The sequence below is a fragment of the Acinetobacter psychrotolerans genome (assembly GCF_048552595.1).
GTDB lineage: Bacteria > Pseudomonadota > Gammaproteobacteria > Pseudomonadales > Moraxellaceae > Acinetobacter.
Window position 1 is genome coordinate 36,578 of the sequence record NZ_JBIMDK010000022.1, and the last position, 17,664, is coordinate 54,241.

The 17,664-nt window shown below is 34.2% G+C and carries 13 protein-coding genes and 3 pseudogenes; all 16 read right to left on the bottom strand.

Annotation, left to right across the window (positions count from 1 at the left end; translation table 11 throughout):
* Position 1: 1 nt before the first annotated feature.
* A complete protein-coding gene (locus ACG94X_RS15220; protein ID WP_419384554.1) occupies positions 2-964 on the bottom strand; it encodes an RsiV family protein in 963 nt (320 codons plus the stop codon).
* 129 nt (positions 965-1,093) lie between these two features.
* The gene (locus ACG94X_RS15225) at positions 1,094-1,909 is read right to left on the bottom strand and encodes a hypothetical protein (RefSeq protein ID WP_419384555.1); all 816 of its coding nucleotides are present in this window, start codon (positions 1,907-1,909) and stop codon (positions 1,094-1,096) included.
* 94 nt (positions 1,910-2,003) lie between these two features.
* Positions 2,004-3,593, bottom strand: coding sequence for a peptide chain release factor 3 (locus ACG94X_RS15230; RefSeq protein WP_419384556.1), 1,590 nt, complete (start codon positions 3,591-3,593; stop codon positions 2,004-2,006).
* 1,088 nt (positions 3,594-4,681) lie between these two features.
* Positions 4,682-5,131, bottom strand: a complete 450-nt coding sequence (locus ACG94X_RS15235; protein WP_419384557.1) for a hypothetical protein — start codon at positions 5,129-5,131, stop codon at positions 4,682-4,684.
* Positions 5,131-5,793 (bottom strand): annotated as a pseudogene (locus ACG94X_RS15240) (RHS repeat-associated core domain-containing protein); the annotation flags it as partial. The pseudogene ACG94X_RS15240 and the gene ACG94X_RS15235, both read right to left, overlap by 1 nt.
* Positions 5,794-6,088: 295 nt before the next feature.
* Positions 6,089-6,373 (bottom strand): hypothetical protein, encoded by a 285-nt coding sequence (locus ACG94X_RS15245; RefSeq protein ID WP_419384558.1) that lies wholly within the window; start codon positions 6,371-6,373, stop codon positions 6,089-6,091.
* A gap of 195 nt (positions 6,374-6,568) precedes the next feature.
* The gene (locus ACG94X_RS15250; RefSeq protein ID WP_419384559.1) at positions 6,569-6,943 is read right to left on the bottom strand and encodes a hypothetical protein; all 375 of its coding nucleotides are present in this window, start codon (positions 6,941-6,943) and stop codon (positions 6,569-6,571) included.
* A 728-nt stretch (positions 6,944-7,671) separates the two neighbouring features.
* Positions 7,672-7,962 (bottom strand): hypothetical protein, encoded by a 291-nt coding sequence (locus ACG94X_RS15255; RefSeq protein ID WP_419384560.1) that lies wholly within the window; start codon positions 7,960-7,962, stop codon positions 7,672-7,674.
* A complete protein-coding gene (locus tag ACG94X_RS15260; RefSeq protein ID WP_514131874.1) occupies positions 7,959-8,558 on the bottom strand; it encodes a hypothetical protein in 600 nt (199 codons plus the stop codon). The genes ACG94X_RS15255 and ACG94X_RS15260 overlap by 4 nt, the downstream gene beginning before the upstream one ends.
* A pseudogene (locus tag ACG94X_RS15265) lies at positions 8,470-8,976 on the bottom strand (RHS repeat domain-containing protein); the annotation flags it as partial. The gene ACG94X_RS15260 and the pseudogene ACG94X_RS15265, both read right to left, overlap by 89 nt.
* A complete protein-coding gene (locus tag ACG94X_RS15270; protein WP_419384562.1) occupies positions 8,977-9,438 on the bottom strand; it encodes a hypothetical protein in 462 nt (153 codons plus the stop codon).
* 75 nt (positions 9,439-9,513) lie between these two features.
* Positions 9,514-10,005, bottom strand: a complete 492-nt coding sequence (locus ACG94X_RS15275; protein WP_419384563.1) for a hypothetical protein — start codon at positions 10,003-10,005, stop codon at positions 9,514-9,516.
* Positions 9,956-10,150 (bottom strand): annotated as a pseudogene (locus ACG94X_RS15280) (RHS repeat-associated core domain-containing protein); the annotation flags it as partial. The gene ACG94X_RS15275 and the pseudogene ACG94X_RS15280, both read right to left, overlap by 50 nt.
* Before the next feature lie 302 nt (positions 10,151-10,452).
* Positions 10,453-10,911, bottom strand: coding sequence for a hypothetical protein (locus ACG94X_RS15285; RefSeq protein ID WP_419384564.1), 459 nt, complete (start codon positions 10,909-10,911; stop codon positions 10,453-10,455).
* Positions 10,912-10,927: 16 nt separating this feature from the next.
* A complete protein-coding gene (locus tag ACG94X_RS15290; protein WP_419384565.1) occupies positions 10,928-15,964 on the bottom strand; it encodes an RHS repeat-associated core domain-containing protein in 5,037 nt (1,678 codons plus the stop codon).
* Positions 15,965-15,982: 18 nt separating this feature from the next.
* A partial coding sequence (locus tag ACG94X_RS15295) for a type VI secretion system protein VgrG (RefSeq protein ID WP_419384566.1) occupies positions 15,983-17,664 on the bottom strand: 1,682 nt, incomplete at its 5' end.

The window sequence follows — 17,664 nt, forward strand, 5'->3', positions numbered from 1 at the left end:
ATTACTTATTGGTCGCTTGAGCTATAGAAATACTCGGCTGATCGACCTGCATATTTGCTGGAAAATATTGTGGTTTTAAAACGCCTTTTAATTGAGAGTAAGGAATCGTTAAGCGAGGTAATCCAACTACATATGGTCCGATTTCATATTCACCATATTGTAAAATCAAACCTTGCTTACCCAAATAGAAATTTTTGGACAATGTGAATTTCCATGCTTGCTCATATTCAGCAACATTATCAGCAAGTTTCGAATCGATCACCCAAACTTTAAAAGCATCATGTGCCAATAGATTTAACTTGGCTTTTTGATTACTTTCGATAATTTGATCTAAAGTAACTTGTTTCTTGGCTTTAAGATCAAAGTTAAAATAAGTCTGCGCTGATGAACCGTGGGCTCCACCCAAATAGCTACTGGTATTTAAAACAACAGTTGCCAATGGTAGGTCAGAGTTTAAAATTTTAGGGCTTAATGTCACATTTATTTGACTACTTGCACCTAAATTTTGCAATTCTTTATGTAATGCTAAAAAGGATGTTACATAAGGTTGTACTTGCTCTTGTAATTTCTGTGTTGCTGTTTGAGTTACTGTCGCGCTCGCTGCCAACTGCTCAGTGGTTTGGTGTTTATCAATTTCTTTTTTAGCTTTGTTTAATTCAGTAATTTCTAAAATATGCTCTAAATTATCTAAAATCGCTTGATCAATAATTTCATCCACAAAAGGTTGGTTGCTTTGCAATCGGTCAATGGAAAATTCAGGGCAACTATTACCACGGCATTCTGGTAAATTTACCTTGAGTTTTTCCGTACTGCCTTGTAAAAGCAATGGTGTATCAGGCACTTGTGATACAGCACTTTCATCTACAGGTTTTTCAGTATTTTTAGGATTGGGCTTATGACACGCAGTTAGCCCTAGGCTGATCATCAATATTGACAGTGCTAAAGTACTTTGGGTTTTCAACATCCTACAAACCTTTACCAAATAATTAAATATGTCTATTCAACAGACTATTCTTATCATTACATATGCTCAATCAAAATTTGTATTTAAATTGAAGTATTATTGAAAGTGATTTACGCATTCAGTAAAACACTAGAACATATTTTGATAAACGTCTGCTTTTAAAATCTGCTGCGTTTGTTGTTTGGTCAAATAAATGTCCAATTGTGTTCCATCTTCAATAATTTCACTTGCTCGGTAATATAGCCCCACACCTTCACCATCAAAAAACCAATCTGCTTGTCCCCAAAACAATTTCTCTGGTGCGCGTTTTTTTACATCACTATCTTGTTTATCTAACCACTCTGAATACTCTTTTTGTACCCAAGTATTCAATAGATTCTGCTGCTTAGGATCAATTACATCTAAAATACTTAAGCCTTTTTGGAGTTTCCTATCTGCAACAAAGAAGTACTGTCGCTCTTTAATACTGACATCTGCTTGTAAGGTATTAATTGAAACTTGAAGCAAAACATACTGATTTCGTTGAGATGCCATGCGAGTTTGCATATGCAATTCATAGGCTTTATTTTTAGCAAACTCTGCTTGCCAAAGATCTGACTTTTTCACAAAAGCATTAACCGCCTGCTGCAATGTCATATTTTGTTTTAAATCAATCTGTGCTTGAATCACATGGGCTTGCTTATTTGAAATCCACTGGTTTAACCAAGCATCTTGCGTTTTGATGGTTTGAATATCAATTTCGATACAGTTTTTCTTTTCACAAAATGGCAAAGCATAATCTGCTTTCACTTCTTGAATATTCAGATACGGTAAGACTTCAGCCGTTTGTTGTTGCGTAGGTTTGGAATTTATTTGTTCTGAAGTCTGATCTTTTTTCGAATCACACGCCACCAGAAACAGCATACTTAAGCAAAGCACGGATGTTATTTTTTTTGTTAATTGCATGACCTAAGCCCCTTACTCCAAAAGCATACTATTCTGATACAAAAACAGCTTCACAAGGAAGCTGTTTTTACATTTTTAAATACCTTACTCAATCTTAGTGTTCTCGTGTGGCACGGAAGTTAATATCTGGATAACGTTCTTGCATTAACTGTAAATTTACACGGCTTGGTGCAAGATAAGTCAAATGACCACCACCATCGACAGACAGCTGATCATGTACTTTTTTCTTAAATTCGTTGAATTTTTTCTCGTCATCACATGACACCCAACGTACTGTATTAATGTTTACTGGCTCGTAAACACAATCTACTTTGTATTCCTCTTTCAAACGATATGCGACTACATCGAACTGAAGTACACCGACTGCACCAACTATCAAGTCATTGTTGATCTGTGGCATGAAGACCTGTGTTGCACCTTCTTCTGAAAGTTCTTTTAAGCCTTTTTGTAGCTGTTTAGATTTCAAAGGATCTTTCAGACGCACACGACGGAACATTTCAGGTGCGAAATGCGGAATACCAGTGAAATGTAAATTTTCACCTGATGTAAAGGTATCGCCAATCTGAATGGTACCGTGGTTGTGTAAACCAATGATATCACCCGGCCATGCTTCTTCAAGCTGCTCACGCTCACCCGCAAGGAAGGTCAAAGCATCACTAATACGCACTTCTTTACCTGTGCGGACATGATTCATTTTCATGCCTTTTTCATATTTACCTGAGCAAATACGCATGAATGCAATACGGTCACGATGTTTCGGATCCATATTGGCTTGAATTTTAAAGACAAATCCACTGAATCCTTCTTCCGTAGACTCCACAGCACGTTCATGTGTCGGATGTGCTTTCGGTTCAGGTGACCATTCAATAAATGCATCCAGTACGTGGTCAACTGCAAAGTTACCCAGTGCTGTACCAAACAACACAGGTGTTTGTTTGCCTTGTAAGAATAAATCACGGTCTAGTGGTTCATTTGCCATTTGTACCAATTCAAGTGATTCTTCAAATGAAGCAAATGCAAGATCACCAACCTTTTCACGCAAGTCTGGATAATCATAACCATCACGAATTTCAATCTCTGTAATGGTTGAACCAAAACCAGCTTTATAAACGTGGAATTTATTTTCAAATAGGTTATACACGCCTGCAAAATCACGTCCTGTACCCATAGGCCAAGTCAGTGGCACACAGCGAATTTTCAGAACATTTTCAATTTCATCAAGTAGTTCCAATGGTTCACGAATTTCACGATCCATTTTGTTGACGAATGAAATGATTGGCGTGTCGCGCATACGACAGACTTCCATCAACTTGATGGTTCGATCTTCGACACCTTTTGCACCATCGATCACCATCAACGCAGAATCTACTGCGGTTAGGGTCCGGTAGGTATCTTCCGAAAAGTCTTCATGTCCCGGAGTGTCGAGTAAGTTAATCACGTGCTTTTTAAACGGGAACTGCATAACCGATGTGGTGATGGAAATTCCACGTTCTTTTTCCATTTCCATCCAGTCGGAAGTTGCTGCACGGTCAGATTTACGGCTTTTCACCATCCCAGCGACCTGAATAGCTTTACCCCATAACAGCAATTTTTCTGTCATGGTGGTTTTACCAGCATCGGGGTGGGAGATAATAGCAAAAGTCCTACGAGCCTTTACTTGCCTAACTAATTCATCTTTAAACATGAGAAAAATCTACAATATGTACGCAGTTATGTACACATTTCTAAATATGTACTTAAACTGAAAAAGTGGGAATTCAAAATTGGCGTAATTGTAGCAGATTTAGAGATTTTATTTAGTGATTGTTGATATGTCTTAATTTATCCACAATTCAAATTAGTTTTTTAACCTATAGCATTGCTTCGGAATTTTCGGCATATCAGTAATCGCACCTAAATTAAATCTGTTCCGATTGTAGATTTAAGATATTTTTGGGAATGTGCTCTGGGTTAACCCAAAACTTGTATCAGCTCTATCTAAGTATAGTAGTCATGTCTTAGCAAAATATGACGTAGATTTACTGTCTAGTTGGGCTGTTTGATCACTTTACCCAATTAAAGCTTCCGTTGATATCAGCACACATCACTACGACATGTGGCGAATATTGAACAGTCTTTTTTTTCCAGTCAAATCACAATTACATGCTTGGCAACGGACAACTCCATTATAATCTGTAGTACCTTTAACCCAATTACTCATTATGTATTTTTTAACCTGTTGGCGGGAAATTATGTTTTCTTATCTCCACCAAACCAAAAGAATCAACCCATTCAACAGGATTTGGCGCATAGACATAAGCATTACGTCCACCAAAAATGTAAAAGTATCCCTCATGTAAATACATTCATCATTTATTTAAAAAAAATCACATATCACCTGCCGCTAATAAATCATGATGTTTTTTGCAATAAATTTCATTATACCAAGTATAATGCATATCATTATTTACTCTAATGAAAACCCATTCAGGTAAATTTTTTAATGAAATGGAATTTATTTTATTATCTAAAAATACAAACCTACTATCTTTTTCTGGCCATTCAGGAGTTTCATTGAAAGTTCTTATAGAGTTACCTATATTTAATTCCTTTACTATGATTTATTCTAAACAGTTACAAATATGTATTTCTACATTTGTAATTTTCATGTTTTTCTCATCTTATTTTATTTAAAATATTTTTAACGACTGCCATTTCAAAAAAATTGTATCGCACGATGAGTTGTAGTGGTTAATTTAAGGCAGTACTTTTTACTATTACATTTTTATGCAATTACATCTCAATACCTATAATTGTACTCATAGACCTCAATGATCCCGTCAAGACCAAATTAGTTTTATTAATAATATAATAGAAACTTAAATTTTCTTTTCCCTTATAAGGTAAAAAGCCTTTTGCTTCTAATTTTTTCTTTAAATTTTCAACATCTTTATACAAATCCTTTTCACTTGATTCCCATTTTTTTTGTTCACAATTACTATCTAACCATACCAAATAGGGGTCACTATTTCTTTTTTTTTCATGAAAGGTTACATAAAATCTAAATTTTGTCTCAAGATATTCACACAAAAAACTGTATGTTATATAACCATTATATTCTTTACTGCTCAATTGGTCAGTATCCAAGGCTTTTAATACCTGATTTTTAAAATTAAATTCATCAGCAGAATCAATAAAAAAATTGTTTAAAAAAATTCCACTATTAAATGCTAAATTATTCATTATATATCCATAACTAAACCAGTATTAACAACATTTTTTCTATCAGCTTCTTCTAATACATATTGAGTTCCACCACCACCACCATATTGTTTATTCATTACCGCATTACCTTTTGCCATACATGTATCCTTTGCCACTACAAATTTTAGGAGTTTTGAACGCATTGGGTAAGCACCTTCAGTATTTCCAGCATGCCTTGTCTGTAATGCATCATTAAACGTTTGGGCATTTCCACTTTTCTTATGTTTTAAAAGCTCTTTTCCATCAACAAAATATGTACCAGGGTTCTTTGTCACTTGTGCATTTGGACCATTAGGATATAAGGTATATATCACTGTCCCTTTTTTAACAACTACATTTTGATAGTTATCAACACCTGGATAATCTTTATTTGTACCTCCTTGCCATTTTGTTGCATATGCAGACGGATTTTTTCCATCACAAGGACTTCTTGGGCAAGGTTGTTTTGTTGCAATCCCATTATTTCTTCTTTTCCCACCACCACTCTTAGAACCTTTTCCTCCAGCCAATCCTCTCGGGTCAACCCATTCAACAGGATTTGGCGCATAAGTATAAACATTATGCCCACCTAAAAGACCAATTGGGTCTTTAGAAATAAAACGCCCTACATAAGGTGAATAATATCGATGGCGGTTGTAATGAAACCTTATTAATTTATTCTTTAGATTCAGATTAAATAATTTTATAAATTAGTCGAACCTCATTTCAAAGTCCTCCTTATATCTTAGAAATTTTAGCTATAAATAATATCAATTTATTTACAGTCAATTATTAAATGATTATACTTTAATTGATAACACTACCCCATAGCAGGTGGTGAAGGATATAACTTAATATAAACTCCTTTATCTAAAAACTCATAAACTTCATCATCAAATTTAATAAGTTTAATTTTATTAGTAAGGAAAATATTTTTCAAATGCTCTGCTTTCTCTCTTAAAAAATTAATATCACTAATCCAGTCAATACCACCATTTTTTCACAATAAATCAAATAAGGCTCCCCATATATTTCATAATTAAAAAAAATTATAGAATATTTAAAATTAACACTTAAGAAATCACAATAAAAACTATAAGTTGTGTAGCCATTATTGTTTTTAATAAAAAAATCGCTTTCAGCAACAACTAATTTAATATCATTAAGAAATTTTTTTTCATCTATTGTATTAATAAATGAACCATTAATTAAAAAAGCATTATTAAAACTTAATTTATACATTTAAATTTCCATTATTAACCCGGCATTTCTGACATTTTTTTGATCATATGCCCACCTAAAAGACCAATTGGGTCTTTGGAAATAAATTACCCCACATAAGAGAAATAATGATGTTAGAAGCTAGAATAAAGTTATTTTTCTCATAAGAATTATATTTTTATATTATGAATCTTCATTGTAATTGAATAATCCTGTCTAATTGCATTTAATTCCACGCCCCCACTCAAATTTAAAAAATGATTTCCACTCTTGTTTTTTGGGCTTTATATTTACTTCTTTTTCAACCAAACTGCTCAACTCTACAAGTTGCTTTTTTAAACAAGTATCATCATAACAACCCTCACCAAATGTTAAGAAAAAATATCTAACAAAATCACCATCCTTAAATATAATATTTAAGCTAAAATTACATTCAAAAAAGACAACTTCAAATCCATACGTATCAAAACCATTCACTTTAAAATGTTTTTTCAAAAAAGTATTATTTGAAATAAATTTTTCATTATCAAAAAAAAACTCGCTCTTATTAACAAATAGATTTCCTGTTGATTTGTTTAGCTCTAAATTCATTTACCATTCCAAATTTTAAAACTTAGCTATTGATTGTAAAGATACTTTACGTTTAATAATTATAACTATTTACCCAGCTCCTCCTGAAAATCCTCTGAAATTAATTAATTTATCAAGATTCTGAATTTAGACATATTATTTCCACCTGAAATTCCAACTAGGAATTTTAAAATAAAACTCCATACGTAATATCATATGGGAAATAATATCTATTGTAACGAAGCCCTATCTCCTCATTGCTCCCTTAGAAAGGAGTTTTTTAATATTATTTAACCACCTCTAAATGTATGATTGTTATATTTTTCAAACTAACACCTATACCAATATTAAAAATTACATATAAGTAGCCAAAAATAAATCATGATATTTATCACAATATATTTCATTACACCAAGTATAATACATATCATTGTTAATGCTTACAAAGACCCATGATGATATATCATACAATGAATCTAATATAAGTCTCTTATTAAAAAAACAAATCTACTATCTTTTCTGGCCAATGAGGTGTTCCATTGATTGATCTAATAGTATCTCCCTTTTCTACCTCTTTCTATATAATGCTTTTTTAAGCAAGCACAGATATATATTTTTTCTATATCCACTTTTATTTATAACCCACAACTAGCATCATATTGAAAAATAAATATTTAAAAATTAATCACCACATCCAAAAAGTAAAGGCGAATAATCTTTTAGAACTTTATGCAATTTAAATAAATTGACTATTTCAGATATTCTGTTCGACCAGCAGTAAGTAAATCGTGGTGAATATTGCAATATAATTCATTATGCCATCCATAATGTTTATCTGAATTTATGTTTTGTTTAACATTTAAAGGAAGAAAATTTAAATTAATACTAATTTTATTCTTTAATAATACGAATTTACTATCCTCTTTAGGCCACCCAGCATTTTGATCACTTTCTATAATTTCATTACCCACTTTGAGTTCTTTTTCGATCACCTGAATCAGACAATCGCAGATTAGAACATTCGTCAATTCAATTTTCATATATTTCTAACACCTCTCTTACTTAATTGTGATAATTCACTTTCAGAAATAAAAAATTGCGTTCCCCCACCTGAATACGTATGAGGATCTTTACCTAACACATTTCCATCCTTATCCTTATCCTTAAATGTAAAATTAGGATTGGCTTGAGCTTTTCCTTTAGCAACACAAATATCATTTTGAACAACGTACTTTGTTACTCTATATCTCATATCACGCATTTTACCTAAATCTTTATCCCATCCAGGTGTTACTTGAACTAAATCATGGAATTTTTGAGCACTACCTTTAGCTTGGTTGACTGTAGCGATTGTCACTGCATAACCTGGTGCTCCACCAGGGTATAATGAATATAAAATAGTTCCTTTTTTCAAAACTACATTTTTATATGAGTCAACGCCTTCATATGGATTTGAACCTTGCCATCCTCTTGCTTCAGCAGCTGGGTTTTTGCACTCACAAGGATTGCCTGGACAAGGTTTCTTCTTAGACGAACCTCCCCCCCTCCTTTCCACTACTTCCTTTAGAACCTTTCCCTCTTGCCAACCCTCTCGAATCGACCCAATCAATAGGATTCGGAGCATAAGCATATACATTGTACCCACCTAAAAGTCCAATTGGGTCTTTGGAAATAAAGCGACCTACATAAGGCGAGTAATAACGATGTCTGTTGTAATGTAATCCAGTTTCTTCATCAAAATATTGACCTTGGAATCGAATATTATTTGAAATGATTTCACTATTTTCAAAGAAATTCGACTTAGCTATTTCAGGTTTACATTCACCCCAAACTTTATATTGCGCCTTCCAAATGATTTGACCGCTTAGATCACTCATCTCTTGTGGAGTCCCCAAATGGTCACAGTGATAGAACCAGATATCATCAAACCCTTGACTACTCAGAGTCTTCTTCCAAAGTAGATCACGAGTAAAACTGTATTTATCATCCCAAACTGGTGTTGTATGCACCTGTATAGGCATTTGATAAACGGCTTGAATTAAGGGAATAAAACTCTAATAATAATTAAAATTCAACATAACGTAATAATCTCTATGTGTTATAGAAACCACTATTTCTCCCCATTCATAAATAAAAACGTCCCTTGATTTTAACTTTTTATCAGGTTTCTTATCTAAAAAGTTTGAGATTTTATTGGTTAAAAAAACTCTATCTTTCTTCTGATCTTGTTCAGTTGCATCCCATCCGTTGGTAACACAACAACCTTCACCTAGCATAAAATATTTTGAATATAACTCACCAGCTTTATAAACAAACTCTGGGCCAAAAATTACCCCTGCAAAACAAACATCATAACCGCCATATTTTTTAAATCCATTTACTTCTAAAACCTTATCTCGAGATGAATGATCAAGGTGCTCTATACTATTCAAATAATTTTTTTCAGTATCAATTTTAAAAATAAAGTTGTTTAAAAACAAATCACCACTTTTCAAATTTATAGTTAAATCATTCATAATAACTCTCTATTTAATATCAAAAACTTTGCCTGTAGCTTTTAGATTTTTCTTATCTATTCCCATGACATAATATTATTTTCCACCTCCACTCCCAAATTGAGGATTAGCCTTAGCTTCTCCAAAAGCCATACAAGTATCTTCTGTTACTACAAATTTATGTAATGTTGTCCGCATATCTCTGGCATATTTACCAGTACTGTTTCCTGTATGTCCTATTTGCAATGCATCATTATAAGTTCTAGCACCTTTACCGTGTGTAGAACTTAATTGTTTGTCATCTACAAAATATGAAGGAGTATTCGGTCCATGTGGGTGAAGTGTATATAAAACTGTTCCTTTCTTTACTACTACATTTTTATAAGAATCTTTGCCAATATACATATCATCACTAGGGCGCCCTTGCCATGACCTACCTGATACAGCCGGATTTCGCCCCTCACAAGGATTACCTAGACAAGGTTTCTTCTTAGACGAACCTCCCTTTTCCACTACTTCCTTTAGAACCTTTCCCTCTTGCCAATCCTCGTGGATCAACCCACTCCAAGGGATTCGACGCATAAACATTATGCTCACCTAAAAGTCCAATTGGATCTTTAGAAATAAAACGACCCACATAATTATAATGAAGCCCTGTCTCCACATCAAAGTACTGTCCTTGAAAACGGATGTTATTGTTTATAGTTACTGAATTTTAGAAGAAATTTGATTTATTTTTTCAATTTTAACACTTCGAGCAGAGAATACTTTGAAATTATTAAACTAAGCACGTTTATGTAAAATTGCAATAAAGAGAGTTTCGAAAATACTAAGCTGAATAGGACTAATTTTTAAGCATTAAAAGTTCTATTTTAGAAATTCCTAATAGATTAATTCAAATTTAAAAAATCATCAATGATGCAGAATAATTGAGTACTATTAAACATAAGAACTAGAGTAGTAAATTTAGTTTGGTAACTAAATGATGGCTCTGGTTCTTGTATTTTTCAAGTCACTTCTTATCCACGATTCAGGTTATTTATATTGAATGACTATAGAATGATACAAATCCTTAGTCATAGATAAAATAATTCTACCCCACTCTAATTCTATTAAATATTCATTAATTCCATTAAATTTAATCACTTTAGCAAAAAAATAATTTTTAAATAAAATACTCAATTCTTCCAACTCTTGTAAAACATCTTGTTCTGTCGTATCCCACTTTTTTTCTACTATTATGGAATTTAACTTCACCAAATATAATAATGACAAAAATTTATTGGAATCAAACTCACCCATCAAAGCAAAATCAGTTTCTAAAAAATTTACATCAATTCTAAAATTTATATTATCTTCATTTTTTTGATTTAAAAATAAATCAATGCCTTTAATTTTTTCAAAAAAATTACTAAAACTAATTTTTTTTTCCAGAAAAATTTTATCTTCTAAAATTACTAAACCAGTTTCTTTTTTAATTAAAAGTTTATACATTTCACTTCCTACTTTTTTACTTTAGATCAATTATATTGCCAACAGCTGTTAATTTATGCCTATCTTGTAAACTAACAAAATATTGTGTTCCACCACCCTTTCCAAAATCTGGATTCGCTTTTGCTATTCCTTTCGCCACACAAATATCCTCTTTAACTCTAAATGTGGTAACTTTCGTTCTCATTCCCCAAACATTAGGATAATTTTTTTCATTATTATCTGTATGTAAAACTTGTAACGAATCATTGTATGATCTAGCACCCTTACCATTTTCTTTATATAGTTGTTTTGTATCAACAAAATATCCCGGGGTATTAGTGCCATGAGGTGCTAATGTATGAATAATTGCCCCTTTTTTTAATACAATATTTGTATAGCTATCGACTCCTTCATATGGAGGTTTACCTTGAAATTCTGTAGCAGCTAATGTTGGATTAACACCATCACAAGGAGATTTAGGACAAGGTTGTTTTTTTTGCATTGTTCCCATCTGGGTATTTGACTTGCCTTTTCCACCAGCTAAGCCTCTCGGATCAACCCAATCAATAGGATTTGGCGCATAGGCATAAACATTATGCCCACCTAAAAGCCCAATCGGGTCTTTAGAAATAAAACGTCCTACATAAGGGGAATAATAACGATGGCGGTTATAGTGAAGTCCTGTTTCTTCATCAAAATATTGACCTTGGAAACGAATGTTATTTGAAATAATTTCACTATTTTCAAAGAAGTTTGATTTCACTTTCTCTGCTTTACATTCACCCCAAGCTTTATATTGTGCCTTCCAAATGATCTGACCACTTAGATCACTCAGCTCTTGTGGTGTACCTAGATGATCACAGTGATAGAACCAAATGTCATCAAAACCTTGACCACTCTGAGTCTTTTTCCAAAGTGGATCTCGATTAAAACTGTATTTATCATCCCAAACGGGTGTGGTATGAGTCTGTATAGGTGCTTGATAAACGGCTTGAATTAAAGGAATAAAACTGTCTTTTTCATAAATATAATGCTTGGTATATAGCTCATTGGATTCATAAGCCAAAGTATCTCCATCCCAACCATAAATAAAATCTCGTTCCTGACCTGTACGATGATGCTTACTTCTTTTTGCTAAACGTCGACCCATCGCATCATAACGATATTCAGCTGTATATTCGCTATTACGACTACGTACCAAACGACCTAAAACATCCCAAGATAAATTCAAATCACCTTGTGTTGATTTTTGAGTCGTCAGCTGACCATAAGCATCATATTGATATTGTTGATCTAAATACTGGCGAACAACATTATTGACCAATTTTAAATAACCATGCTGATTTCCATCAGCTGCACGTTCATGAATGTGATTTTGCTGGTCAATATCTCGATCAATTAAGTTACTTGCTGGATCAAAACTAAATTTTTCTTTACCCAGTTTTGATGTCGCTTCAAACAGACGCCCAAGTGGATCATATTTATAATAAATGTCACCACGACGACTGTCCTGAATATGTGCAAGCTGACCCGATTTATCATAACGATAAACACGAGATAATAAGCTAGCTGTATCTTGAACAGCATTTTGCTCTAGTTGTAATTGCTCATACGCATAGCCATTTTCATGACCTTTGACGATCTGTTGCTGACTTAAGCGACCTTGTTCATCGTACTGTTCAAATTGACTTAAGCCATTTGCGTAATGTCTGGCAGTCTCACGGTGTAAATCATCTCTTTCAAAACTAACAATATCATGACCATTTAAAATTAAGCTATGCACATGACCTGTACCATACGTTAGCCAATCAAGATTTTGTCCATCTGGACGTATGGTTTTAATGCGATCATTTATTTCATCATAGCTATGTTTCCACACAGCTGTTTTACACGTTGTATTATCTTGAATGTGCTCTCGAACTAAATTACCAACAACATCATAGAACCACTCGACCTTACTTTCAGCATTCTTTGCCAGTAAAATTTGACTATGACTATTATAAGCAAACTCCTCTAACTTTTGTTCTTCTAATTCATTTTGACCTTTGTATCCAAAACCAGAAGTACGTTGTTCAAGACGACCCATACTGTCCATAACAAAATGTTGAATACGATCTTTAGGCGCAAGATTTCCTGATAAATTTTGCCCATGAAGCATTGCAACTTCTATACTGGTTTGAAGCTGACCATTTGCCTCATCATATTCATAAATAGTTTCTTTACCATCAAAGTCAATTTCTTTGGTTAAGCGGCCAATGACATCATAAAAAAACTCAAAAGCTGCACCATTTTCATTAATTAAACGTTTTAGTCTATTGAGTTTGTCCCATTCATATTTGATTTTATAACCTTGAGGATCAATGCGATAAGAAATCAAACCTGCTGAGTTATAGTCATAACATGTTTTTTTACCTGTTGGGTCAATATAAACCAATAATCTCCCTTCTGCATCATGAATAAAATGTTCTTCTAATGCATCACTATATTTAATCTTTTCTAATTGACCAAAGGAGTTTAATGGTAAACCCTTTTCAAGAGGCTCTCTTTTTTCAGTTGTAAAATCACTGTAAAAATATTCAATTTTATTTTTTAAAGCGTTTTCTACAGAGACCACTCGACCTCGGAGATCATACTGCCATTTAGATTCTTTGCCTGAACAATCTGTATAACTAATTAAGTTCCCTTGGCCATCATATTCTAATCGCTTACTCCCACCCTTAGCATCGGTAATTTGTGTAGGAAGCCCCATACCATTATAGTTGTACTTTGTTTCTCTTTTTAGTGGATCAATTTCTTTAATGATATTTCCTGATCCATCGTATTCTTTAAACCAACGACCTTGTTCGGCATCTACCATACCAATGAGTTGATCTTGATCATCATAATCATAGTGGATGGTCGCCCCATCAGGTTGTGTAATTGTGGTTAAGTTACCATTCTCATCAAACTCATATTCATTGACGGCTGCGTCAGTATCAATATGTCTAACTACACGACTACATTCATCTCTGAAATACCACTCCTCCAACCCATCTGGATAAACAATACGGTAAGTATAACCATCAATATTATAGTAATACTCTGTTTCATTACCATATGCATCAATGACATAGGTAAGACGAATATTCTCATCCCACTCTAAGTGAACCTCAGAGCTACCGTCATCTGCCCATTCATGATATGCCTTAGAAGTCGGTGCAATGCCATCGTATTCTAAATTCATACCGCGACCTGTAAGATCGGTATAGCGTGTTATAAGATGATGATGATATTGGTAATGATAACTTGCGCCATTTTCAGTAATGGCTTCAACTAAATCACCTTTGTCATTGTAGTTATAGCTTGCTAGTGGACGTTTTAATTCTCCCTTTTCAATTGCCCAAACATCTTCAACCTTACCTTGACTATTTATGCTAAATGCGACGTGTAGCAACAACAGGGATTTATTTTTAATTAAAATATCTGAAATATACGACTTATTATTGATCTTATGGTCATAGCAAACTGCTGCCGTCATTCCATTTGTATACTCAATTATTGATAATCGGTATTCATCATTATATTTTTCAAAGATGTGCTTTTCATCTGTACCAAATGAAATCATTTGTACGTTTTCAGAAATCACACTGTAATAAAATCCTTCCTGTTGGTCATGAATACTATCTCCAACTTTAATATCTGCCAAGGTAATTGGACGAGCATCTGCTCCAATATATTGGAATCCTTTTAATTTATGGATATACCCTTCTTTTTGTTCTGTTTCTTCTACATATTCTGTCTTATTAATAATACGTGTCATAAATGGAGTAAGCCAACGTGCTCCAAACTCTCCCTCATCTAGTTGATACAAATTTGAAGCATAGGTCCTAGATAAAACAAAACTAGAAAGAGCAAATTCAAATGCATCCACATGAGTTAAAAATTCTGTCCCTAAAGCATAAGTAATACTTTTTTTAGTTTTAGTTACTGGCTTTGATTTACTTCCATTCACACCTGTTGTGTTTAACTGGCAATTATCATTAGGATTATTATTTGCTCCTTTTTGGTTTTGAATTGTTTCTAACTCTCCATTTGGACGTTTTTTATCTTTTTGTGAAGTTTGGTTTGGTTTAATAGCTACCGTCTTTTTGGCTTTTTTCTGTTTGAATTTTTTAGCTGCAAGTGTCAGCTTTTGCAACATCCAAGCAACACTCATGGTGGTACTAGGTTCAGCTAAAGGAGCTAATTTAGCTGGTACAGCATTACTAAATTTTCTAAATAGGCCAATCTGCTTATTTATTGCAGCTTTCGTATCTGCACCGATAAAACTTGTAGCAGCTTTAGCTGTTGTGTTTCCATATTCTTGCCCAACAACAGAAAGACCACTTCTTAAAAATGCGATGCCATGATCAAAAGCTTTCCCTGAATCTCTAAAAATATTATCAGACATTTTTGAAAAGCTGGATTTAGCATTCTTTAAATCCTTTCTAGAGTCGAATAATTGCCCATTCAGCAATTTACTCATTCCATCTGCAAAATTATTCCCAAGCTCTTTGCCCTTTTTTCCACAGCTATCAACCATTTCATTAATAAGGGGTTGTGCCTTCTCTGCAAATTTATCCAACTCACCTGCAACTTTTTCATTTACATGCATCATTAATAAATCAATAATTGCATCTGGTATTTCTTTAGCAAGGTTCTTACTTTTTAATACTTTTAGAGCTGGTCTCAGCGCCATTCTAGATGCAGCTAAACCAGGAGGGATCGGAATAACACCAATTATATCAATCCCTAAATTTAGCCAATCTGGAAACCCTGGGTTAGGCTTTTTAGTGATTTCTATAACATCGTAAACTGCGTCTGTTAATGAAATAATATTTCCTATAACAGGTAAAGCACCTGTAACACTTTTCAAAGTATCTAAATCAACCACACCACCTGTATTTTGCTTTAGCCATTGATTAATTTTTTTCGTTCCAGCATTTACATCTGCCATTTTTATGGTATTGATTGGTGCAACCGCTGCTTTACCAGTATTCGTTCTTACACTTGGTTTAGTTTGCTGTTTAGATACTTTTTTTGGTGGAATTCCCATCTTTGTGATTCTCTATTCTTATTTAAATGTTAAATTCATTGCATTCATCGGATTGCTGTTTGTCAAAGTTGGATTTTGACCCGAATTATTTGAATTTTGTGGTCTTAAAGGATTGATGATTGGTTTAGAATTACTACCTGCAACAATACCTTGTACTCCAGCTCCCATACCTTGCCCTAATGAACTTTGTCCAAGTGCTTTCGGTACAAAGTTGGCAATTTGATTGGTCAACTGCGTTTCAACACCTTGCTGTAACATTGGTAATAAGGCTTTTGCTCCGCCATCTTTTAAAGCCTTAGCTGTTTCAATGGTCTTTTTAATCGATGCTGGATTGGTAAATGCTTGACCTAAAGCCTTCTTCGCTTCTGAAACCGCACCTTTCAGAGCAGTTTCAGCCTTACCCATCAAACTTTGTGCATCAGGGTCATTTTCGTTTGGCCATTGTGGAGGGCGTTTGAAATCACTTGCTTCATCCCAAGGGTTACGCTTGTCATCTTCAAATACTACCTTGGCAGCACCTGTCGCTAATCCTGAAACGCGTACAAAACCTTTGTCATCCAATTGTCCTTTAAATTGCTTACCCAATGAATCAATAACGGTATAACCACCTTGTTTAACAAAATCACCATGTGCATAGTCATGTAATAATTCGAGTACACCCTGCCCACGTTTCGGCGGTGGGGGTAAGTTAGATTTAGCACTAACACCTGCGCCGGGTTGAAATACATGCTGCCCAGCATTCACTTCAAACTTTCCACCCGTCTTTGGAAAAATTCCTGAGCCATTTAAAGTAATCTGTGAAGTTGCACCTGTAATCACAACTTCTTTAGGACTACTAATCACAACTTTGTCATCAGTAGATGAAATGTTAATCCCCAGCTTGGCAAAAATATCTAATGCATCTGACTGCGCTTGGATCTCGACTTTACTCTGCGCTGCAATGGCTTTAATGCCACCTTGAGCAGCAAATAAACTGAGTTTGTTTTGTGCGTGTGCAATCAAATTCTTTTGCGTACTCAAGTTGATGCTATCGCCTGCAATCTGATTGATTTGTGAATCTGCGGAGATATGAATATCTTCAGGGGTACTTAAGGCAATCCCATCTTGTGAACTTAATAAAAGCAAGGCTTTATTAAATTTTGCAATTTTTTGCTCTAATTGTTCTGCAAATTCTTTAAGTTGTTCAACTGATTCAATTTCATCAGTTTTTTGATTTTTAGCAATGTCACTTAAAGCTTTGCTGTTGGTGTGACTGCCTTCAAGTTGCTTTTTGGCAAGCTCTGAATCAAGGTGATCACCTTTGGCTTGGTCTTGTTTATAGGTTGAAAGCAGTAAACCTTGTCCTGCACGGACGGCTCCCCATTGGTCAGTGCGCAGTTCAAATCCTTCACCACGATCATCACTGGTGTCTTTGTCTTTGGGATGACTGAGCTTACCTAAGTTAAGCTGGGTAGCACCATGACTGCTTTGCAATTGGGTACTGATCTGACCTGTAGTGTCATCAAAGCGCAGTTGCCCAAAGCCTTCGCCTTGGTATTCCTTACTTCTGATACCTGCCAGTTTTTTGGTATCAGGCAGTTTACCTTTGTTATCAAATTTGGTGGGATGACGTTGTGCTTCATGAATACGACCCACCACAAATGGTCGGTCAATATTGCCATCAAAGAAGTCAATAACGACAATCTCACCAATACGGGGTA